The sequence below is a fragment of the Mesorhizobium captivum genome (assembly GCF_033977165.1).
Lineage (GTDB): Bacteria > Pseudomonadota > Alphaproteobacteria > Rhizobiales > Rhizobiaceae > Mesorhizobium > Mesorhizobium captivum.
In genome coordinates this window covers 39,068-59,628 of sequence record NZ_JAVIJB010000036.1, presented here as the reverse complement: position 1 = coordinate 59,628, position 20,561 = coordinate 39,068, and the positions used below count along the sequence as shown (strand labels likewise).

General features: G+C 64.9%; 14 protein-coding genes and 1 pseudogene. 9 read left to right on the top strand and 6 right to left on the bottom strand.

Annotation, left to right across the window (positions count from 1 at the left end):
* Positions 1-9 precede the first annotated feature (9 nt).
* The 4 genes from RFM40_RS25495 to RFM40_RS25480 all read right to left on the bottom strand — a co-directional run bounded on the left by RFM40_RS25495 (position 10) and on the right by RFM40_RS25480 (position 7,514).
* Positions 10-1,266, bottom strand: a complete 1,257-nt coding sequence (locus RFM40_RS25495) for an Hsp70 family protein (RefSeq protein ID WP_320278534.1) — start codon at positions 1,264-1,266, stop codon at positions 10-12.
* Between the two features lie 197 nt (positions 1,267-1,463).
* Positions 1,464-2,258, bottom strand: a complete 795-nt coding sequence (locus tag RFM40_RS25490) for a TIGR02186 family protein (RefSeq protein WP_320228776.1) — start codon at positions 2,256-2,258, stop codon at positions 1,464-1,466.
* On the bottom strand, positions 2,258-3,181 hold the full coding sequence (locus RFM40_RS25485; RefSeq protein WP_320228775.1) for a sulfite exporter TauE/SafE family protein: 924 nt from the start codon (positions 3,179-3,181) through the stop codon (positions 2,258-2,260). Before RFM40_RS25485 ends, RFM40_RS25490 begins: the two co-directional genes overlap by 1 nt.
* A gap of 211 nt (positions 3,182-3,392) precedes the next feature.
* Positions 3,393-7,514: a peptidoglycan-binding protein gene (locus RFM40_RS25480; RefSeq protein ID WP_320278533.1), complete on the bottom strand. Its 4,122-nt coding sequence runs from the start codon at positions 7,512-7,514 to the stop codon at positions 3,393-3,395.
* A 460-nt stretch (positions 7,515-7,974) separates the two neighbouring features.
* Between RFM40_RS25480 and RFM40_RS25475 the strand changes: the two genes are divergently transcribed.
* From RFM40_RS25475 to RFM40_RS25440, 8 genes and pseudogenes are all read left to right on the top strand, one after another.
* Complete coding sequence (locus RFM40_RS25475; RefSeq protein ID WP_320278538.1) at positions 7,975-8,436, top strand: MerR family transcriptional regulator; 462 nt, start codon at positions 7,975-7,977, stop codon at positions 8,434-8,436.
* Between the two features lie 237 nt (positions 8,437-8,673).
* Positions 8,674-10,470 (top strand): acyl-CoA dehydrogenase, encoded by a 1,797-nt coding sequence (locus RFM40_RS25470; RefSeq protein ID WP_320278532.1) that lies wholly within the window; start codon positions 8,674-8,676, stop codon positions 10,468-10,470.
* A gap of 114 nt (positions 10,471-10,584) precedes the next feature.
* On the top strand, positions 10,585-11,754 hold the full coding sequence (locus RFM40_RS25465) for an acyl-CoA dehydrogenase family protein (protein WP_320278531.1): 1,170 nt from the start codon (positions 10,585-10,587) through the stop codon (positions 11,752-11,754).
* Positions 11,755-11,787: 33 nt separating this feature from the next.
* Positions 11,788-12,996: an acetyl-CoA C-acetyltransferase gene (locus tag RFM40_RS25460; RefSeq protein ID WP_320278530.1), complete on the top strand. Its 1,209-nt coding sequence runs from the start codon at positions 11,788-11,790 to the stop codon at positions 12,994-12,996.
* 13 nt (positions 12,997-13,009) lie between these two features.
* The gene (locus RFM40_RS25455; RefSeq protein ID WP_320278529.1) at positions 13,010-15,229 is read left to right on the top strand and encodes a 3-hydroxyacyl-CoA dehydrogenase NAD-binding domain-containing protein; all 2,220 of its coding nucleotides are present in this window, start codon (positions 13,010-13,012) and stop codon (positions 15,227-15,229) included.
* A 61-nt stretch (positions 15,230-15,290) separates the two neighbouring features.
* Positions 15,291-15,827 (top strand): annotated as a pseudogene (locus RFM40_RS25450) (thioesterase family protein); the annotation flags it as partial.
* A gap of 101 nt (positions 15,828-15,928) precedes the next feature.
* A complete protein-coding gene (locus RFM40_RS25445) occupies positions 15,929-16,570 on the top strand; it encodes a S24 family peptidase (RefSeq protein WP_320278528.1) in 642 nt (213 codons plus the stop codon).
* A gap of 10 nt (positions 16,571-16,580) precedes the next feature.
* Positions 16,581-17,468, top strand: coding sequence for a thermonuclease family protein (locus RFM40_RS25440; protein WP_430691729.1), 888 nt, complete (start codon positions 16,581-16,583; stop codon positions 17,466-17,468).
* Here the strand turns inward: RFM40_RS25440 and RFM40_RS25435 are convergent.
* The gene (locus tag RFM40_RS25435) at positions 17,431-19,080 is read right to left on the bottom strand and encodes a lysine--tRNA ligase (RefSeq protein WP_320278526.1); all 1,650 of its coding nucleotides are present in this window, start codon (positions 19,078-19,080) and stop codon (positions 17,431-17,433) included. The genes RFM40_RS25440 and RFM40_RS25435 overlap by 38 nt on opposite strands.
* A gap of 157 nt (positions 19,081-19,237) precedes the next feature.
* On the opposite strand from RFM40_RS25435, the gene RFM40_RS25430 reads away from it, so the two are divergent.
* Positions 19,238-19,648 (top strand): tellurite resistance TerB family protein, encoded by a 411-nt coding sequence (locus RFM40_RS25430; protein WP_292339817.1) that lies wholly within the window; start codon positions 19,238-19,240, stop codon positions 19,646-19,648.
* Between the two features lie 25 nt (positions 19,649-19,673).
* Here RFM40_RS25430 and RFM40_RS25425 read toward each other — a convergent pair whose 3' ends face one another.
* On the bottom strand, positions 19,674-20,546 hold the full coding sequence (locus RFM40_RS25425; RefSeq protein ID WP_430691728.1) for an ABC transporter substrate-binding protein: 873 nt from the start codon (positions 20,544-20,546) through the stop codon (positions 19,674-19,676).
* Between the last annotated feature and the right edge of the window lie 15 nt (positions 20,547-20,561).

The following is a 20,561-nucleotide window of genomic DNA, read 5'->3' as shown; positions in this document are numbered from 1 at the left end:
AAAGAAGCTTCAGGCGAATTTCCGCTTGGCATCCAGCGCCAGGCCGAGGCCGACCGAGCCGAACATGTCGCCTTCGATGACGGAGGCCTGCGGCACCAGTGAGAGGATCTGCCGCTTTGCCAGCGGGATCGCCGTCGAACCGCCGGTCAGGAATACCGCGGTGATGGCGGAAGCAGGAACGCCGGCATCGGCGATCGTCTGCCTGACCGTCGCGGTAACCCGTTCGATGTCGCCACCGATCGTTTCTTCCAGGCCGGCGCGCGTGATCTCGGCCGCGAAGCGCGCGCCGGGTAGCGACACCTTCACCTCGGCCGAAGACTGGTCGGTGAGCGCAATCTTGGCCCGTTCGACAAGACCCGCCATCGCATGCCCGTAGCGGTGCTCGACGATGTGGATAAAACGGTCGACGAGGTCAGCCCGCTCGGCCTCGAAGCGGATCTGCCTCAGATCCGACATCGCCTTGGCGGTGTAGACGAGGTTGATGCGCTGCCAGGTCGCGAGGTCGATGAAATAGCTCGCCGGCAGGTTGCGCTTGCCGTCCTTGGTCGGCGTCAGATAGCCGAGCTCGGGCATGACATGGGCGATGCTGAGCAGCCGGTCGAAATCCGTGCCGCCTATATGGATGCCGCGATTGGCCAATATGTCGCCCTTGCGGTCGTCCGAGCGGGCGCGCTCCGGCGAGACGCGCACGACCGAGAAGTCGGAGGTGCCGCCGCCCATGTCGACGATCAGCGCCAGCTCTTCGCGGGCGACTTTCTGTTCGTAGTCGAGCGCCGCCGCAATCGGCTCGAACTGGAAGGCGATGTGCTTGAAGCCTTGCCCGCGCGCCGCCTTTTCAAGCTCGCTTTGCGCCTTCGCGTCGGCTTCGGCATCATCGTCGACGAATTGCACGGGCCGGCCGAGCACGACGCGCTCGACCGGGCCGCCGGCATCCTCTTCAAGCCGCTTCTTCAAATGGCTGATGAAGAAGCCGATGATGTCAACGAAACCGATCAGGCGCGCCTTGATGCGCGTCTTCTCGTTCGCCAGCGAGCTGCCGAGCACGCTTTTCAGCGAACGCATCAGCCGGCCCTCGACACTGTCGGTATAGTCGGCGATCGCGCGACGGCCGAAATAGGTATGGCCATCCTCGAAGTTGAAGAACACCGCGCTCGGCAAAGTGGGCTGTTCGCCCTCCAGCGTCACCAGTCGCGCCCGGCCGCTCCGGATCACGCCCACGGTGGAATTGGACGTGCCGAAATCGATGCCGCCGAATGCTGATTGCATCGCAGCCTCCTGTCATTGCTTCATGGCGGCAGGCAAACGCATCGACGCGCCGTCGCCCGGATAGCCGGACCGCTCTGCCGAAATTGAATGTGTGAGTGCTTGTCCCTAGGGTTGGGAGGCGGCGATTTATCGCAAAACCGGGAAAAGGAAAACCCCTCTTTTCACGGGAAATGGGTCTTCCCATTTTCCCGGCCGCATCAATCCTTGCGGAAGACGATGCGTCCGAGCCAGCCGGTCAGCATGGCAAGCGACACGGCGAACGCACCGTAGAGGAAGGAATAGTCGTGCGCGACGCGGAAGATCGACTGTTCGAAACCGGACTTGCGGATTTCGAGCTGGGCGGAGCTTTCCTTCACGAACATGCCGCTCTTGAACAGGAAGGCGCGCGCCTTGTGCGTGCCGACCGGAATGTTGGGCGCCAGCCGTACGGTGGCGCGGAACAGGCTCTGCGACAAGAACTGCACGCCGCCGACATTCTCGCTGTAGAGGCCGGTTGCCGTCTTGCGATCGCGCAGCGCCGCCGTGAACTCCTCGATGGTTGCCGGGCTGTCGGTCTCGTCGGCGGGCTTCATATAGAGGTTCTGTGAACCCAGAGAAAGCTGCTTGTACTTGTTCGGGTCGGCGATGTCCTGCAGCGGACGGGTCGTGGCGACGGAATAGGACACCGGCACGTTCTCGAACGTCTCCGATTCCAGGTTGATCCAGACGCCGAGCACCCTGTCCTTGCGGCGCACGACCACCGGTCGCGGCGGCCCCTCGAGCACGACGACGACATCGTAGCGTCCTTGCCGCGAGACCAGCGGATCGGGATTTTCGAGCGATCCGAAGATGGTGAGGTCGGCGCCCGAGAAGCCGGCGGTGATCGAGATCGCGTCGGTCGACAGGCCGATCTGGATGCCCTCGGCGGTCGGCGGCGTTTGCGCCATCGCCGGCAACAGCGCGAAGAACAGCGAAAGTGAAACGGTGCCTGCGAACGCTCTCAATCCTGCCATCAGCTCAGGCCCGCGGCGGAGAGCGAGTAGGGATTGGGCGGCGTCGCGAACAGATCGATGGCAAGGCGGATGGCAACCGCCAGCACCAGCAGCGCCAAAAGCGCCCGCAGCTGCTCGCCGCGCAGCCTTTGGCCGGCCTTGGCGCCATATTGCGCGCCGGCAACGCCGCCGGCCATCAAGAGGAAGGCGAGGATGACGTCTACGGTCTGGTTGGTAGTGGCATGGACCAGCGTGGTGTAGGCCGAGGTGAAGATGATCTGGAACAGCGAGGTGCCGATAACGACGTTGGTCGGCACCTTGAGCAGGTAGATCAGCGCCGGCACCATGATGAAGCCGCCGCCGACGCCCATGATCGACGACAGGAAGCCGATGGCGGCGCCTAGACCGAGCACCGGGATGACGCTGACGAACAGCTTCGAGGCGCGGAAGCGCATCTTGAACGGCAGCCGGTGGATCCAGTTGTGCTGACCGGATTTCTTCAGCACCGGAGCCGCGCCGCTGCGTGTGGCGCGCAGCGCATTCACGCTCTCGACCAGCATCAGTCCGCCGACGGTGCCGAGCAGCGCGACATAGAGCAGCGAGATGAACAGGTCCAACTGGCCGAGCCGGCGCAGCAGCGCAAAGACAAAGATGCCGGCGGTCGAGCCGACGATGCCGCCGGCCAGAAGCACGCCGCCAAGCTTGAAGTCGAGCGTGCCGCGCTTGAAGTGCGACAGCGCGCCGGAGAAGGAGGAGGCGATGACCTGGTTGGCCCCGGTGGCGACCGCGATCGCCGGCGGGATGTTGTAGAAGATCAAGAGCGGCGTGATGAGGAAGCCGCCGCCCACCCCGAACATGCCCGACAGGAAACCCACCGCCGCGCCCATCGCCAGGAGCACGAAGACGTTGACGGAAATTTCCGCGATCGGGAGATAGATGCCCACCCGTCTGTCTCGATCAGTTTGCCTCTCGGCGAATGCCGCCGTCCCCAGCAGTTTCGCACCGAAAAAAGCAGTTTCGCACCGAAAAGCCAATTTTTTCTTGCGCCGACGCGGCGGCGGGGTCAGACCCCGCCGCCGCGCCGAAACAAAAACCATCTCAATCAGTTAACAGGCAAATCTGTGGCAAGCCGTCGCGGAAGCGACGCGCCTACCGTTATTTGCGCGCCAGCAACGCCTTGACGAGCGGCGCATCGATCTCGCCGGTCGGCTTCATCTTGTTGTCGGTCTGGAAGGCCATGATGGCGCTCTTGGTCTTGTCGCCCATGACGCCGTCGGCTCCGCCGGCTTCATAGCCGTTCTTGTTGAGGATCAGCTGGATGTTCTTCACCGCCTTCTTCATGTCGATGCTGGCGGTGGTCTGCGGCGTGCTGTCCTGCCAGGTTTCCGGAATGTCGGAGGAGTTGGCGGCCGCGTCGAGGGGCTTGGCCTTCCACAGTTCCGTGGCGGCGCGGGCGCGCTCGAGCTGCTCGGGCCTGAGCGCATTGGCGATCTCGTCGCGCTTGGACGCGGCGTCCTTGTCTCCGGTCTTGGCGACAAGCGCGAACCATTTGTAGGATTCCTCCAGATTCTGCTTCATGCCGACGCCCTTGGCCGAAAGGATGCCGAGGTTGAACTGGCTGTCCTTGACGCCGAGATCGGCGGCCTCCTGGAACCAGTGCGCCGCCGATTCATTGTCGGTGACGCCGTCCGCCGCCATGGCGAACAGCACCGCCAGATTATGCATAGCGCTGGCGTTGCCCTGTTCCGCGGCGAGCTGGTAGTAGGTCTTGGCCTTCTTGATGTCGCGCGCGACGCCGATGCCCTTCTCGTAGAAATTGCCGATGCGGTATTCGGCCGGCGCGAAGCCCAGTTCGGCTGATTTCTCGTACCATTTGGCGGCCGCCGCCATGTCTTCCTTGACGCCGCGCGATTCAGCGTAGCGCGAACCGATCTCGAACAGCGCCTTGGCATCGCCGCCCGCGGCCGCGTCGCGCAGGGCGACCGGGCCGATGTCGGTCGGGATGTCGATCTTGGCGGCCGACATTGCGGGCTGGCCGCCGGCCGGCGGGACCGTGCCCGTGGTGTCGGCGGAGGTGGTTGCCGGCGTGTTGGCCGAAGAAGCGCCGGCTGCCGGAGCACCGGGCACTGGTGTGCTGGCCGCCGGCACGCCGGTCATGGGCTGCGCATCCGCATCCGTGTCCATCGCGGCTGGAGAGACGGGTTCGGACGGCATGGTCGACGCCATCGGGACCGGTGTCGGCTGGGCTGGCGCGGAGAGAGTCGTCGGGGCAGGCGCCGGTTCGGCCGGCGCCGCGGCTGCTGGCATTTCGGGGCCGGACGGCTGAGCGACGACCTGTGGCACCGGATCGTCCTTCGAGGGCTCGGCCCGCCTGACGGCGCGGGCCGGCGCGCCCTCGGGCTTCGCGGCGTCCGTGTCGGCCTTGGGCGCGCCGGCGGCATTGAGCGATGCGGTATCGACCGCCTGCGTGGACACGATCGGCGCCGCGTCGTTGCGGGCCACCGGCGCCGGGTCGGAGAAGAAGGCCTTGCCGAGCTGCAGGCCGGCCAGCGCCATCATGATTGCCGCGGCCGCCATCAGGATCGGCTTGCGCCGCGCCTTGAGCAGGTCGCCGATTCTGAGCGCCTTCACCGGGCCGGTCATCGTCGACTGCCGCTTCAGCGCGTCGGCTTCCGCGGCGGCGGCCTGCGCCGCCCGGCGGGCGGCCGCGATGAAATCGGATTTGGCGGCGTCGGTCTCGCTGCGCTTGGCCGGCTGGCCGCGCTCGTCGCGCACACGTTTCATGATGGCGTTGAGATCCGGCGCGCCGGAGCCCGGCTCCAGCGGCCGGTTGGCCGCTTTGGGATCGAGCGGTTCGTCGATGTCGACGGTCGGAGCGTCACCGGCGGGCGCCGAGCCGGCAAGCGGTGGCGTGTCCTCGTCCTTCTTGCCCTTGAAGGCCCGCGCCAGCCCGCCGAACAACGATTTCTTGCGGCCGGTTTTCTCGGGCTTCTCGCCGATCGCGTCCGATCCGAGCGCCGCCATGGCAGCGGCTGCCGCGGCTTCGGCGGGCGTGCGCGGGCCAGGTTCGTCACGCGCAGCAGGTTCGCTTCGCGTAACAGGTTCGCTTCGCGTAACCGGCTCGTTGCGCAGGATGGCGCCGGCGCGTGCGTCGAGATCGGCGATGTCCCCGACCAACGGCAGCGGCTGGTCGATATCCATCGACGGGGCATCCTGCACCGCGATCTTGCCGGTGCGAGCGGCTCGTCTGCCGCCCGGCTGCGCATCGACGAGTTCGCTCACCGCTTCGCTGTGGTCGTCCGCTTCCAGCGAGCCGAGCCGGTCGACGATCTTGAGCAGTGTGTCGTGGATGGCCTCGAAGGTTCGCGAATTGCGCTCGTCGGAACGGCGGGTGAGCGCTTCGAGCGTCTTCAGGTCCTGGGCAAGGCCGCCCACGGCGGCCGCGTTGGAAGCGGCCGTGCTGGAACCCGACTCTGCCAGCGACCTGACGGCGTTCTCTGCCGCCTCGCGCGCGACGCTGAGGATGGAATCGCGCGTGCCGGCCAGCGACTTTTCGATCTCGTTGAGGCGCGGGCTGATGTCCTCGAAATCGGGCAGCGCAGCGCTCGGCTTCGAAAGATGCGCCGAAAGCGCGGTCACCTGCGATTCCAGGCTGCGAATCAGCGCCGGATCGATGCCGGCGACCTGCGCGGCGGATGATTCCAGCCGGCTGGAAATGTCTTCGAGCCGGCTTTCCAGGCCGCGGATCGCCATGTCGTTGGCGGCATCGGGCGCGCGCGTCTCGATGCGGTTGGCAAGCGCGGTGAAGCGGGCGTCGATCGCCTCCATGATGCCGGCGCCGTCATCCTGCTGCATGCGCTGGTCGAGCCTGTCGGCGACTTCGTCCAGCCGCCGCTCGAGGTCGCGGAACAGCATGTTGCCCTGCTCGATCGCATCGCCCTGCCGGCGCTCGAGCAGGCTGGACAGCGCGTCGAAGCGCTGCTCCAGGCCCTGGAAGATATGGTCGGTGTCGGGAATCGCCGGCGCGCGGTCTATTCTGTCGGTGATCAAAGCGATCTGCTTGCCCAGACGCTCCATCGCCTGCTCCGGCAGGTTGGCGCGTCCGGCGAGTTCATCCACCCGGCTGGACAGAAGGTTGAGACGGTCGATGACCTCAGCGGGCCGCGACTGCGCGACCTCCTCGATCTGCTGCGCCAGCGAAGCGATCCGCTTCTCGATCCGGCCGAAAGTTTCCGGGTCGAAGGCATTGGCCTGAGCGGCCACCGTCGAGGCGACGATGGCGCGCGAGATCTCGTCCAGCCGCTCGTCGATCATCGCAAGCGTCTCGCCGCCGCGCATCGTCTGCTGGCTGGCGAAACGGTCGACTGCGCCGGCAAGGGTGCGCACCTTTTCCTCCAGCGAAGCTAGCGATAGCGACTGCGGCAGATTGTTGACCGCGCTGCTGATCTGTTCGAGCCGGTCGGTGAGGCTCGAAAGGTTGGGACCCTCGGCGCGCTGGCGCTGGTCGGCGTCGACGCGATCCTCGAACGCGCTCCAGCGGCGGTCGAAGTCGTCCCAGCGCCGATCGGCGGCCCGCACACTTTGATCGACGGCCTGCACGCTTTCCTCGCGCGCCAGCGTGTCGAGCGCCGCCTTGACCTGCTCCAGTTCCAGTCGCAGCAGATTGACGCTGCGGTCGTCGCTCTTTTCGGCAAGCGTGTGGATGGCGCCGGAAAGCCGCTCGAACTCGAGGCCGAGCTCGGCGCTGCTCTTGTCGGCGGGGGAGCCATGCTGGCTGTTCGCCTGCATGGCACGGTCGATGTCCTTGCGCAGCGCGTCGAATTCGCGCTGCAGGCCGGCGGTCATCTGGTGGCGCAGCTCTTCACGCAGGCCGCGCAGTTCGACGGCGATCTTGCCGACCATCGCGACGCCGTCTTCCTGTCCGCGCACCCGGTCGATGTCGCGGGCGATAGCCTGATAATTGGGGCCGACGCCGGAAGGTGTTTGGTTTTGCGGTTCTCGATTTTGCAGCTCCCGATTTTGCGAACCCCGATTTTGCTCCCTCTGCGCGGCGTAGGGGTCCTCGTACCAGCGCGGCGAACCATAAGGTTGCGCGGCCGCGTAGCGCGGCTCGGCGGCCGGCCGCCGCGGATCGGGACGTTCGGGCATGTCGGTGCGGGTCCGTTCCAGCCGCTGCTCCAGCGTCTCGAGCGAGCGGTTCAGCTCCTCCAGCGAGGTGTGCGGCCGGCGTTGCCTGCCGGCGTTGAGTGTATCGAGATAAGACCGCTTGCTGTTCATCGATGCGCCCGTGTTCAGAATGACCGGCCGTGGCCGGTTTCCCAAAGTCCTGCCGGGAACGAAGACGGCCGCGCGGTTCTGCTGCGGAGGAAGACGGGCTTCCCGGGTTTTCACCCACGCTTCGAAGACCGTGAAAAATTCGCTACAGGATAAACACGGGTGACCGACATGCGCACATTTCGCCCAACGTGGTAAACAAGGCGTTAACCAAGCTTAAGAAGTCGCGCATAATCGTAAGCCTACCCTAGGTGGGCATCTGGGTGCGGCATAAAGTTCCGTTCCGACAACGCCCTTGCGTCAGGTGCCGGCTGTCGGTATAGAATTGACGTAAACGTAAAAGGTGCGAAGCCGTGCCTCTTGCGATTGATTTGTCGAAACCACGATTGGAAGCACGCCCCCGCTTCCACTCAGGCGATGCTTGGTCCGTGACCGCGACGCCATCAGGGGAAAGCCAGTGACCATGAAACTTGTTTCGCCCGGCGAAGCCGCGGCCAATAGCAATGACATTCCGGCCGAGGCCGGTGAGGAATTCGTCCGCATCGGCGAGATGGCCAAGAAATACGGCGTGACCTTGCGCACGCTGCGTTTCTATGAGGACAAGGGCCTGCTCAATCCGAAGCGCGACGGCTCGACCCGTCTTTATACGCGCCGCGACAAGGCCCGGCTGAAGCTGATCCTGCTCGGCCGCAAGGTCGGGTTCTCGCTGCGCGACGTCAAGCAGATGATGGACCTCTACGATCCGACCGGCTCCAACACCAAGCAGTTGCGGCTGGCGCTCGACAAGTCGGAGAAGCAGCTCGCCCGCCTGCAGAAGCAGCGGGCGCTGATCGAGGACGCCATCAACGAGCTGAGCAATTCGATGACGACCGTTCGCCGGATGCTCACCGAGCGGGCTGCGCCGCAGGCAAGCGCCGCCGGCTGATCGCCCTCGCGCTTCAGCAGCGACGACCCCGAAAACAGAGAGCTGCGTGGCCTTGGCCGCGCGGCTTTTTTGTTGCCTTGCGCTTTGTGTTCACCAAAATTTTTCCGACTGCGACAAGATTGACGTTTACGCAAACGTCAATTTTTGCTATCGGGGCCTCGACATTGGCTCGGCCTTCCATCCGGACCTGGATCGGGAACTTGCTGGCTGGCCAGGACCGCAAGGGTGGAGGAAGGCATGACGATCTACAGGGCGCCCGTCCAGGACACGCTGTTCGTGCTCAACGAGGTGCTTGGCTATCAGCGCTATTCCAATCTCCCAGGCTTCTCGGACGCCACGCCCGACGTCGTCGAGGCGATCCTCGCCGAAGGCGCGAAGCTTGCCGAGAACGTCATGCATCCGCTGAACCGCGTCGGCGACATGGAAGGCTGCGTGCGTCATGACGACGGCTCGGTGACCACGCCCAAGGGGTTCAAGGAGGCTTTCGACCAGTATCGCGAGGGCGGCTGGATGGGGTTGGCGGCGCCGGCCGAGTTCGGCGGCCAGGGCCTGCCTTACACCATCCACACCGCGGTCTCCGAATACATGGTCTCGGCCAACATGGCGCTGATGATGTACCCCGGCCTGACGCAGGGCGCGATCGCGGCCATCGTCACCCACGGCACGGAGGAGCAGAAGGCCACCTGGCTGCCCAGGCTGATCGAGGGCACCTGGACCGGCACTATGAACCTCACCGAGCCGCATTGCGGCACGGACCTTGGCCTGCTGCGCACCAAGGCGGTGCCCAACGGCGACGGCACCTTCAAGATTTCCGGCCAAAAGATTTTCATCTCCGCCGGCGAGCACGACATGGCGGACAACATCGTCCATCTGGTGCTGGCCCGCGCCGAGGGGGCGCCGGAAGGCGTGAAGGGCATTTCGCTGTTCATCGTGCCGAAGCTCAAGCTCGATGGCTCGGGCAACGTCGGCGAGCGCAACGCGCTCTCCTGCGGCTCGATCGAGGAGAAGATGGGCATCCACGGCAACTCGACCTGCGTGATGAATTATGACGAGGCCGAAGGTACGCTGCTCGGCGAGCTGAACGGCGGCCTGAAGGCCATGTTCACGATGATGAACGAGGCCCGCTTGGGCGTCGGCCTGCAAGGGCTTTCGGTCTCCGAGATCGCCTATCAGAACGCCGCCGCCTATGCCAAGGATCGTCTCCAGGGGCGGTCGCTGTCCGGCGTCAAAGCGCCTGACAAGAAGGCCGACCCGATCATCGTCCATCCCGACATCCGCCGCTCGCTGATGACCATGAAGGCGTTCAACGAGGGTGGCCGCGCGCTGGCGCTGTGGACGGCGATCAAGTCGGACGTCGCGCACCGCGCGGGCGATGACAAGGACCGCCAGGCGGCCGACGACTACACCGGACTGATGACGCCGGTGGTCAAGGGCGTGCTGACCGACAAGGGCTTTGATCACGCGGTGATGGCGCAGCAGGTTTTCGGCGGCCATGGCTATATCGAAGAGCATGGCATGAGCCAGTTCGTGCGCGATGCCCGCATCGCCATGATCTATGAGGGCGCCAACGGCATCCAGGCGCTCGATCTCGTCGGGCGCAAGCTGGCGCAAAATGGCGGCCGCGCGGTGCAGGCTTTCTTCAAGGAAGTCGGCGAGTTCTGCGAGGAGAACCGCGCCGACGAGAAGATGGCGCCCTTCACCAAAGCGCTGAAGAAGGGTCTCAACGACCTGCAGGCGGCGACGATGTGGCTGATGCAGAACGCCATGGCCAAGCCCGACAATGCAGGCGCCGCCTCGACCGACTACATGCATCTCTTCGGCCTGGTCGCGCTTGGCTACATGTGGGGCCAGATGGCCAAGGCCGCCCGCATGAAGCTCGCGGAAGGCGCCAATGGGGCCGCGTCGTTCTATGACAACAAGCTGGTGACGGCCCGCTTCTTCATGGAGCGGATCATGCCGGAGACGGCGACGCGCCTCGCGCGGATTTCCAGTGGCGCGGATACGCTAATGGCGCTGCCGGCGGAAGCGTTCTAGAAATGCTCGGCGTCCCCCTCCCCCTCGAGGGGAGGGTGGCCCGAAGGGCCGGGAGGGGTCGCCCGCGACGAACTCGACGCCAACTCCGACGACGTGCCTTGTGAGGAGAAGAGCATGACCAACCCAGCCGACATCCTTGGTCTCCCAAAACCCGCCTGGGCGGCGGACGAGGTCGGCATGCTCTACGACATGGCGACCCGCTTCATGGCGGAAGAGATCGCGCCGCGCTACGACGAGTTCGAGAAGAACGAGATGGTCGACCGCGAGAGCTGGCTCGAGGCCGGAGCCGCCGGCCTGCTCTGCGCCTCCATGCCGGAAAAATACGGCGGCTCGGGCGGCACCTTCGCGCATGAGAGCGCCATCATCGAGGCGATCGGCCACGTCGGCGTCGACGGTTTCGGCATCGGCCTGCACAATTCGATCGTCGCACCTTACATCCTGCATTACGGCTCCGAGGAGCAGAAAGAGAAGTGGCTGCCGAAGCTGGCGACCGGCGAACTGATCGGCGCCATCGCCATGACCGAGCCTGGCGCCGGCTCCGACCTGCAGGGCGTCAAGACCCGCGCCGAAAAGGACGGCAACCACTACCGGATCAACGGCTCCAAGACCTTCATCACCAACGGCCAACTCGCCAATTTGATCATCGTCGTCACCAAGACCGATCCGGAAAAGGGCGCCAAGGGCACCTCGCTGATCGTCGTCGAGACCGACGAGGTCGAAGGTTTTGAGCGCGGCCGCAACCTCGACAAGATCGGGCTCAAGGCCAACGACACGTCCGAGCTGTTCTTCAACGACGTGCGCGTGCCGACCTCGAACCTGCTCGGCCACGAGGAGGGCAAGGGCTTCGTCCAACTGATGCAGCAATTGCCGCAGGAGCGGCTGCAGATCGGCACGGGCGCCATTGCCATGATCGAGCGGGCGCTGGCGATCACCATCGACTATGTCAAGGAACGCAAGGCCTTCGGCAAGGCGATCATCGATTTCCAGAACACCCAGTTCAAGCTTGCCGAGCTCAAGACCGAGGCCACGATCGGCCGCGTCTTCTACAATGACTGCGTTGCCCGCCATATCGCCGGAGGCCTCGACCCGGTCACCGCCTCGATGGCCAAATACTGGCTGTCCGATCTGCAGGGCAAAGTCGTCGACGAATGCCTTCAACTGCATGGCGGCTATGGCTACATGAATGAATATCCGATCGCCCGCATGTATCGCGACGCCCGCGTCCAGCGCATCTACGGCGGCACCAACGAGATCATGAAATTGCTGATCGGGCGCTCTCTCTGAGCGTCGTGGCCGGCAAACCCAAGGAGCAGAAAAATGGCCGAAGCTTACGTCTATGACGCCGTGCGCACGCCGCGCGGCAGGGGCAAGAAGGATGGCTCGCTGCATGAGGTGCCGGCGGTGCGGCTCGCGGCAAAGACGCTTGAGGCGCTGCGCGACCGCAACGCGCTCGACACCGGCAATGTCGACGACATCATCTTCGGCTGCGTCGATCCGGTCGGCGAGGCGGGATCGGTCATCCCGCGCGCTGCCGCCTTCGAGGCCGGCTACGACACCAAGGCGCCCGGCATGCAGATTTCGCGCTTCTGCGCTTCGGGCCTCGACGCCATCAATTTCGGCGCCGCCAAGATCGCGCAAGGCGCGGACGAGATCGTCATTGCCGGCGGCGTCGAATCCATGTCGCGTGTCGGCATGGGCATGTCCGGCGGCTCCTGGTTCATGGATCCGTCGGTCGGCCTGCCCGGCTGGTTCGTGCCGCAGGGCATTTCGGCCGACCTGATCGCCACGAAATACGGCTTCAGCCGCGACGACGTCGATGCCTATGCGGTCGAGAGCCAGAAACGCGCCGCCAAGGCCTGGGAAGAGGGCCGCTTCAAGAATTCGGTGATCCCGATCAAGGACCAGAACGGCCTCACCATCCTCGACCGTGACGAGCATATGCGGCCCACGACCGACATGCAGTCGCTCGCCTCGCTCAATCCGTCCTTCGTCATGCCGGGCGAGATGGGGGGCTTCGACGCGGTCGCCGTGCAGAAGCATCCGGAAGTCGAGGAAGTGAACCATGTCCACCACGCCGGCAATTCCTCCGGCATCGTCGATGGCGCTGCCGCCGTGCTGCTCGGCTCGAAGAAGGCTGGCAAGGCGATGGGCCTCAAGCCCCGCGCCCGCATCCGCGCTTTCGCCAATATCGGCTCCGAGCCGGTGCTGATGCTGACCGGCCCGGTCGATGTGACCGAGAAGCTTTTGAAGCGCGCCAAGATGAAGCTCTCCGACATCGACGTGTTCGAGCTCAACGAGGCGTTCGCTTCCGTTGTGCTGCGCTATATGCAAGCCTTCGACATCCCGCACGACCAGATCAACATCAATGGCGGCGCGATCGCCATGGGCCATCCGCTCGGCGCCACCGGCGCCATGATCTTCGGCACGGTGCTGGACGAACTGGAACGTCGCGATATGAACACCGCGCTGGTCACGCTCTGCATCGGCGCCGGCATGGGCACCGCCACCATCATCGAACGCGTCTGACGGGGAGAGAACGATGAGCTACACCAATTTCACTCTCGACACCGACGCCGACGGCATTGTGCTCATCACCTGGGACATGCCGGACCGCTCGATGAACGTGTTCACCGAAGAGGCGATGCGCGAGCTTAACACCATTGTCGATCATGTGGCCGGCGACGCCGCCGTCAAGGGCGCGGTGATCACCTCGGGCAAGGACAGCTTCTCCGGCGGGGCCGACATCACCATGCTGCAGAAGATGCTCGCCACCTTTGCCGTCGAAAAGGAGAAGGACCTCGAGAAGGCGACCAGGGCGCTGTTCGACAATGCCGGCTATATGACCGGTCTGTTTCGCAAGATCGAGACTTGCGGCAAGCCATGGGTGTCGGCAATCAACGGCACCTGCATGGGCGGCGCCTTCGAGATGTCGCTCGCCTGCCACGGCCGCGTCGCCGCCGATTCCGACAAGGTGAAGATGGCGCTTCCCGAAGTGAAGATCGGCATCTTCCCAGGCGCCGGCGGCACCCAGCGCGTGCCGCGGCTGACCGACCAGCAGCAGGCGCTGCAGATGCTGACCTCCGGCCAGAATCTCACGCCGCAGAAGGCAAAGTCGATGGGCCTGATCCACGAGATCGCTGAGCCGAAAAAGCTCGTCGAAGCCGCAAAGGCGATGATCAGGAACGGCCTGAAGCCGGTGGCGCCCTGGGACGAGAAGGGCTTCAGGCTGCCCGGCGGCCCGATCTATTCGGCGGCCGGCGCCAATCTCTGGCCGCCGGCCATCGCCATCCTGCGCCGCGAGACCTACGGCAACTATCCGGCCGCGGCCGCGATCCTGAAATGCGTCTATGAAGGCCTGCTTGTGCCCTTCGACACGGCGCTCAGGATCGAGCAGCGCTACTTCACCGAGATCATGCAGACCAAGGAAGCGGCGGCGATGATCCGCTCGCTCTTCGTGTCGCTGCAGGAACTGAACAAGGGCGCACGCCGCCCGGCCGGCGTGCCGGACACCAAGTTCAAGAAGATCGGCATCCTCGGCGCCGGCTTCATGGGCGCCGGCATAGCCTATGTCACGGCCAAGGCCGGCATTCCGGTGGTGCTGCTCGACCGCGACATGGAATCGGCCGAGAAGGGCAAGGCGCATTCCGACAGCCTGATGGCGGACCAAGTGAAGAAGGGTCGCGCCAAGCCCGAGGAGAAGGACAAGCTTTTGTCGCTGATCACGCCGACGGCCGACTATGCCGACCTTGCCGGCTGCGACCTCGTCGTCGAGGCGGTGTTCGAGGATTCAGGCGTCAAGAAGCTCGCCACCGAAAAGGCCGAAGCGGTGTTGAAGTCCTCGGCGATCTTCGCCTCGAACACTTCGACCATCCCGATCACGTCGCTGGCGAAGAATTCGGCGCGACCGAAGAATTTTGTCGGCATCCACTTCTTCTCGCCGGTCGACAGGATGATGCTGGTCGAGATCATCCTCGGCAAGAAGACAGGCGACAAGGCGCTGGCCACGGCGATCGACTTCGTGCGTGCCATCAAGAAGACGCCGATCGTCGTCAACGACACGCGCGGCTTCTACGTCAATCGCTGCGTGCTCCGCTACATGTCGGAAGCCTACAAGATGGTGATCGAAGGCGTCCCCGCGGCGATGATCGAGAACGCCGCCAGGGCCGCCGGCATGCCGGTCGGGCCGCTGGCGCTGACCGACGAGACGGCGATCGATCTTGCCCAGAAGATCATGAAGCAGACCATCAAGGATCTCGGCGAAAAAGCCGTCGATCCGAAGCAGATGGCGCTGATCAACACCATGGTCGACACGCATGGCCGCTTCGGCCGCAAGAACGGCAAGGGCTTCTACGACTACCCCGCCAAGCCGGCGAAGAAGAAGCTGTGGCCGGGCCTCAAGGATCTTTATCCGCAGCTGAAGCCCGAGAAGGTCGACTATGAGGAGCTCAAGGAGCGGCTGCTGGTCACCATCGCGCTCGAGGCGGTTCGCGTCATGGAAGAGGGCATCGTCACCGATCCGCGCGAGGCCGATGTCGGCTCGATCCTCGCCTTCGGCTTCGCTCCCTTCACCGGCGGCGCGCTTTCCTACATCGACGGCATCGGCGCCAAGCGTTTCGTCAAGATCGCCAAGGGCCTGCAGAAGAAATACGGGGCCGAGTTCAAGGCGCCCAAGCTTTTGCTCGACATGGCCGAGAAGGGCGAGACCTTCTACCAGCGTTTCGACCCCTACCAGAAGGGCGAGGTGAAGAAGGCCGCCTGACGAACATGCGCAAAAGTGTTACCGCGTCCTTTGCGCGCCCAATGGGACGCGCGGCGCCGTAATGTATGTCTGGGGGCGCCTCGCGCGCATGATGGCCACGGCGTCCAGCCGTGGCCCTTACGTCGTCGGCGATCAGAGTCGGCTGGGCTTTCGCTGCCTGCCGACCGACATCGATTTCAACAGCCATCTCAACAATGCGCGCTACATGATGTTGGCCGATCTTGGCCGCATCGATGTCTTTCTCCGCGTCGGTCTCGTCGCGCTCGCGCGTAAAAACGGCTGGGCGCCGATGATCGGCGGGCTGCAATCGGCCTATGTGCGCAAGATCAGGCTGTGGCGCCACTTCGAGGTGGTGTCGTCGATCGAGACCTGGGAAGGCACTTCAGTCATCGGCAAGCACCGCTTCGTCCTCGACAATGGTGAGGCGGCCGCGCTGATCCTGACCACGGGCGGGGTCTATGACCGTCGCGGCCGCCGCTTTCTCGAGATCGGCGAGGTTGTCGCAGCGCTCGGCCATTCCGCGCAACCGCGCCCGCCGACCGAAGCCGAGCGGGCGTTCATGATCTCGCACCGGAACCTGCGCGAGCAGGCCAAAGGGGCCTTATTGTCGGCAATTCGGCGCTTCGCCGGTGGACATCGAGGCGATCACACGCTAGACAACGTTGAGGCATTTTTTCCTGTTTTCGAAGGAGAGCGGACTTGCTCTCACACGATCGCGTCTGGGCCGCAATCGACGCTCTCGCCGAGCGCTATTCGCTCTCGGCCTCCGGTCTCGCCAGGCGCGCGGGCCTCGATTCGACCGCCTTCAACAAGTCGAAACGTCTCTCCTCCGACGGCCGCCCGCGCTGGCCCTCGACCGAATCCCTGGCCAAGATCATCGAGGCCACCGGCGCTTCGCTGGAGGAATTCACCGTGCTGGTCGAAGGTCGCGCAAGCCCTGTCGCGCCGCAGTCGCGCATGGCAGTGCCGTTGCTCGGCTTCGCCCAAGCCGGCGCCGGCGGCTTCTTCGACGATGCCGGCTATCCCTCGGGGCAGGGCTGGGATCTGGTGGAGCTTCCGGCGCGGGCGGCGGAAACCTCCTATGCGCTGAAGGTCCAGGGCGATTCCATGCTGCCGCTCTACCGCAATGGCGACGTGCTGATCGTCGAGCCGGGCGCGCCGACGCGCAAAGGCGACCGCGTCGTCGTCAAGACCGCCGCCGGCGAGGTCATGGCCAAGGTGCTCGAACGGCAGACCGCCAAGTCGATCGTGCTGGTCTCGCTCAATCCCGCTCACCCGGACCGCGACATCCCGATGCGCGATGTCGAATGGGTGGCGCGGATCGTCTGGGCAAGCCAGTAGGTCCGGGCCGGTGCGGGTCCTCCATGTTGCCCTCGCGGTTCTGGCGGTTCCGGCAATGGCGGCGCTGGTTATTGCCGGAGGCCGCTCGCTGAAAGACAGCGAAAGCGTCGTGGCGGTCGATGAGATCGATCCGGCCGATACGCTTCCAGGGCAAGGCACCGACGCGGTGCCCCAGGAACCGGCGACCGAGGAACCGGCGACCTCCGCCATTCTGGCGCCGGCCGCTCCGCAGCCGCCCAAGCCGGCGGCCGCCCATTCGCGGGCGATCGATCCCGAGGTGATGGCGCCGCCCGAAATGCTTGACGAGACGCTCGAACGTGTCGAGCCGCGGGCGCCGCTCAGCGATCTGGCGCTGGCCGGTCCGCCCAAGCCGCCCAAGCTGAAAATGCCGGACGACTGGAATGGCACCAAGCTGTTCCAGCCGGTTGCCACCGCCGCCGGCCTGATCGAGGCAAAGGGCTACGCTGTCGCCATCACCGGCATTGACGTCGTCAAAGCGGACGAAACCTGCAGCGACGAAGGCAAGTCCTGGGCTTGCGGCGCGCGCGCCAGAACAGCGTTCCGCGCCTTCCTGCGCGGGCGCACGGTGGTCTGCACCGTGCCGCCGGAGGGCAGCCGCGATACAATTTCGGCCGAATGCCGCGTCGGCAACAAGGATATCGGCGAGTGGCTGGTGGAAAACGGCTGGGCGCGCGCCGCGCAAGGCAGCCCCTATGCCGAGGCGGGCGACAAGGCGCGCGCGGCCAGGAAAGGCATCTTCGGCGCGGGGCCAAGTCTTGGCGGCCTGCCGGCGTTGCCGGCCGCCACTGGCCCGGCGCCCGCCGCGCCGACCTCTATCCTGCCGGCGGACGACGGCGCGGTTACGCCGCCAGTTGACCAGCCAGCGCCCGCTCAATGAGCGCGCGCGTCTCTGTGATGCCGTAAAGTGCGGCGAAGGACCCGAAGCGCGGCCCGCGTTCCTGCCCGATCAGCACCTGGTAGATCATCTGGAAGAAGGCGACCGACACGCCGGGGCCGCCTTCCGGGCTCTGCTTGGAATGGTCCTGATAGCGCTCGATCCGCCGCGCGACGTTGAGCGCGGCATTCTGGATCGCTTCCCCGTCCGCGCCCTGCGGCAGGGCGCCAAGCGCCTCGGAAAGCTTCGCCAGCGCCTCCCGTTCCACCGTGTCGGGTGCGCGATAAACCTTGGTCGGCTTCACGAAGTCGTCGAAATAGCGGATCGCGTAGCCGGTCAGCCGGTCGAGTTCCGGATGCGTCTTCGGCGTCACGCCCGGCGCATGCCGCGAGATGAAGCCCCACAGCACCGCCTTGTCATGCGCGTTGGAAGCGCTGACCAGGTTGAGCAGCAGCGCGAACGGCACCGGCAGGTCGATCGCCGGCGGGTTGCCGTCATGCATGTGCCAGACGGGGTTGCCGAGCCGCTCCTTCCAGTCCTGCCGCGGATAGGCGGAGAGGAAGGCATAATATTCGTCGACCGCCTTCGGGATGACGTCAAAGTAGAGCTTCTTGGCCTGCCGCGGCCGCTGGTACATGTAGAGGCCGAGGCTCTCGGTCGGCGCATAGGTCAGCCACTCGTCGATGGTGAGCCCGTTGCCCTTCGACTTCGAGATCTTCTGGCCGTTCTCGTCGAGGAACAGCTCGTAGACGAAATGCTCCGGGGCGCGGCCGCCGAGGATGTTGCAGATGCGGTCGTAGATCGCCGCATTGGTCTGGTGGTCCTTGCCGAACATCTCGAAATCGACGCCGAGCGCTGCCCAGCGCATGCCGAAATCCGGCTTCCACTGCAGCTTCACCTTGCCGCCGGTGACCGGCAGCGTGGTCTCGGTGCCTTCGTCGTCGAAGGTGATGGTGCCGGCCTTGGCGTCGACATGCTTCATCGGCACGTAGAGCACGCGGCCACTTTTCGGCGAGATCGGCAGGAACGGGCTGTAGGTCGCCTGGCGCTCCGGCCCGAGTGTCGGCAGCATCACCGCCATGATCTCGTCATAGCGCTCGGCGGCGCGCAGCAGCACCTCGTCGAAGCGGCCTTCCTTGTAGTACTGCGTCGCGCTGGCGAACTCGTAGTCGAAGCCGAACGTGTCGAGGAAGCGGCAGAGCATCGCGTTGTTGTGGTCGGCGAAGCTCGCATAGTCGCCGCCAAAGGGATTGGGTACCGCCGTGAGCGGCTTGTGCAGATAAGGCTCCAGCGCTGCGCGATCCGGCACATTGTCGGGAATCTTGCGCATGCCGTCCATGTCGTCGGAAAAGCAGATGAGCTTGGTCTTGACCTTGTCCCCGGTCAGCACCCGGAAGGCGTGCCGCACCATCGTGGTGCGCGCCACCTCGCCGAAGGTGCCGATATGCGGCAGGCCGGACGGGCCGTAGCCGGTTTCGAACAGGATGGTCTCGGGGAAGTCCTTGTCCTTGTAGCGGGCAATGATCTTCTTGGCTTCCTCGAACGGCCACGCCTTGCTCTCGGCGGCCGCCGCAAGCATCTCGGGATTGAGATCGATGATGTTTGATCCCGTCATGTCAAAGTTCCAGTCATGTGCCGGCTTTCGCCGCTGGTAAGATTTTTCAACCGGTCTCTAGGCGCGACCGGCCGGAGCGTCAACGATTTGCGGCGGTTTTCCTTGCGGTGCTACAATGGCGTTCTTACGTTGGCGCCATACTATCAAGGAGTTTTGAATGCCTTTGACGCCGCACGAAGCCCTGATCCATCTGATGGTCATCACCTCGGCTTCCGACCGCGACATGACCGATGTCGAACTGGCGCGGATCGGCGACGTCGTCCGCTCGTGGCCGGTGTTCGTTGACTTCAACCAGGACAGGCTGGTTGCGGTGGCTCAAGCCTGCCAGAAGGCGCTGCATGAGAAGGACGGACTGGAGGGTGTGCTCGCCGGCGCTGCGGAAGCGCTGCCCGAGCGGCTGCGCGACACGGCTTATGCGGCCGCTTTCGAGGTCGCCGCCGTCGATCTCGAAATGCGCATGGAGGAGGTGCGGGTGTTGCAGCTCATCCGCCTCAAGCTCGATCTGGACACGCTGACCGTCGCCGCGATCGCTCGCGCCGCCAAGGCGCGTCTGCGCACGCTGACCTGACATTGGCGTGGACCGAGGACAGTTCTCAGAAGAAGCTCACCGGGAAATAGCGCAGGTAGAACTCGGCGAAGGTTCCCTTGATCGAGATTTCCTGCAGCGCGTAGTCGAAGGCGGCCGCCAGCGCCGGATCGCCGGCCCTGGTGGCGATCGCCATGCCCGAGCCCAGATATTCCGGTGCCAGATACGGGCCGCCGGCAAAGCGGCAGCACCCGGCGGCGTCGGAACCGCCAAGCCAAAACGAAAACCGCATGCCGTCGCCGAAGGCGACATCGATCTTGCCGGCCTTGAGGTCGGCATAGAGGTTCTCAGGCTTGTCGAAGGGCACCACCTGCACCGTGCTGAAATAGTCACGCAGCATCTTCTCATGCGCCGAGCCGGCGATGACGCCGACCCGCTTGCTGCGCAGCTTGTCGAGGATCGGCTCGGTGAAGGCCTTGGCCTTCGGCATAATGAAGCGCGCCGGGAACTGCAGGTAGGAACGCGAGAAGGCGTATTTCTCGCGGCTTTCCGGAGTTGCCGCGATGCCGGCGATGATCGCCTCGCCTTCCCCCTTCTGCAACGCGGCGTCGAGCTCGTTCCAGGGCAAGGCCTGGATCTGGCATTTCTCGACGATGCCGAGCTCCGCGCAGATCGCCCTTGCCAAGTCGATGTGGAAACCCGACAACCGGCCTGAGCCGTCGAGGAAATTGAAGGGTGGAAAATCGGTGGTGGTGAGGAATCGCAACCGTGGCAGCGCCGAAAGATCGGGTTTGGGCAGCCGCTCCTTGGCATCCCACAGCACCGGAACCTGCGGCTCCGCGGCCTGAGTCGCGCCGGCAAGCGGCAGCGCCCCGATCAGCGCCGACAGCAGGATCAGAAATATCCACCGGAAAGTCACGATAAGGCTCCGCCCAGTCATGTTCTTGGCTTTTCG

What these genes read in the sequence shown, in the direction of transcription:
- RFM40_RS25495 (WP_320278534.1), bottom strand. Translation starts at nt 1,266, where the DNA reads ATGCAATCAGCATTCGGCGGCATCGATTTCGGCACGTCCAATTCCACC.
- RFM40_RS25490 (WP_320228776.1), bottom strand. Translation starts at nt 2,258, where the DNA reads ATGGCAGGATTGAGAGCGTTCGCAGGCACCGTTTCACTTTCGCTGTTC.
- RFM40_RS25480 (WP_320278533.1), bottom strand. Translation starts at nt 7,514, where the DNA reads ATGAACAGCAAGCGGTCTTATCTCGATACACTCAACGCCGGCAGGCAA.
- RFM40_RS25475 (WP_320278538.1), top strand. Translation starts at nt 7,975, where the DNA reads ATGAAACTTGTTTCGCCCGGCGAAGCCGCGGCCAATAGCAATGACATT.
- RFM40_RS25470 (WP_320278532.1), top strand. Translation starts at nt 8,674, where the DNA reads ATGACGATCTACAGGGCGCCCGTCCAGGACACGCTGTTCGTGCTCAAC.
- RFM40_RS25465 (WP_320278531.1), top strand. Translation starts at nt 10,585, where the DNA reads ATGACCAACCCAGCCGACATCCTTGGTCTCCCAAAACCCGCCTGGGCG.
- RFM40_RS25460 (WP_320278530.1), top strand. Translation starts at nt 11,788, where the DNA reads ATGGCCGAAGCTTACGTCTATGACGCCGTGCGCACGCCGCGCGGCAGG.
- RFM40_RS25455 (WP_320278529.1), top strand. Translation starts at nt 13,010, where the DNA reads ATGAGCTACACCAATTTCACTCTCGACACCGACGCCGACGGCATTGTG.
- RFM40_RS25435 (WP_320278526.1), bottom strand. Translation starts at nt 19,080, where the DNA reads ATGACGGGATCAAACATCATCGATCTCAATCCCGAGATGCTTGCGGCG.
- RFM40_RS25430 (WP_292339817.1), top strand. Translation starts at nt 19,238, where the DNA reads ATGCCTTTGACGCCGCACGAAGCCCTGATCCATCTGATGGTCATCACC.
- RFM40_RS25425 (WP_430691728.1), bottom strand. Translation starts at nt 20,546, where the DNA reads ATGACTGGGCGGAGCCTTATCGTGACTTTCCGGTGGATATTTCTGATC.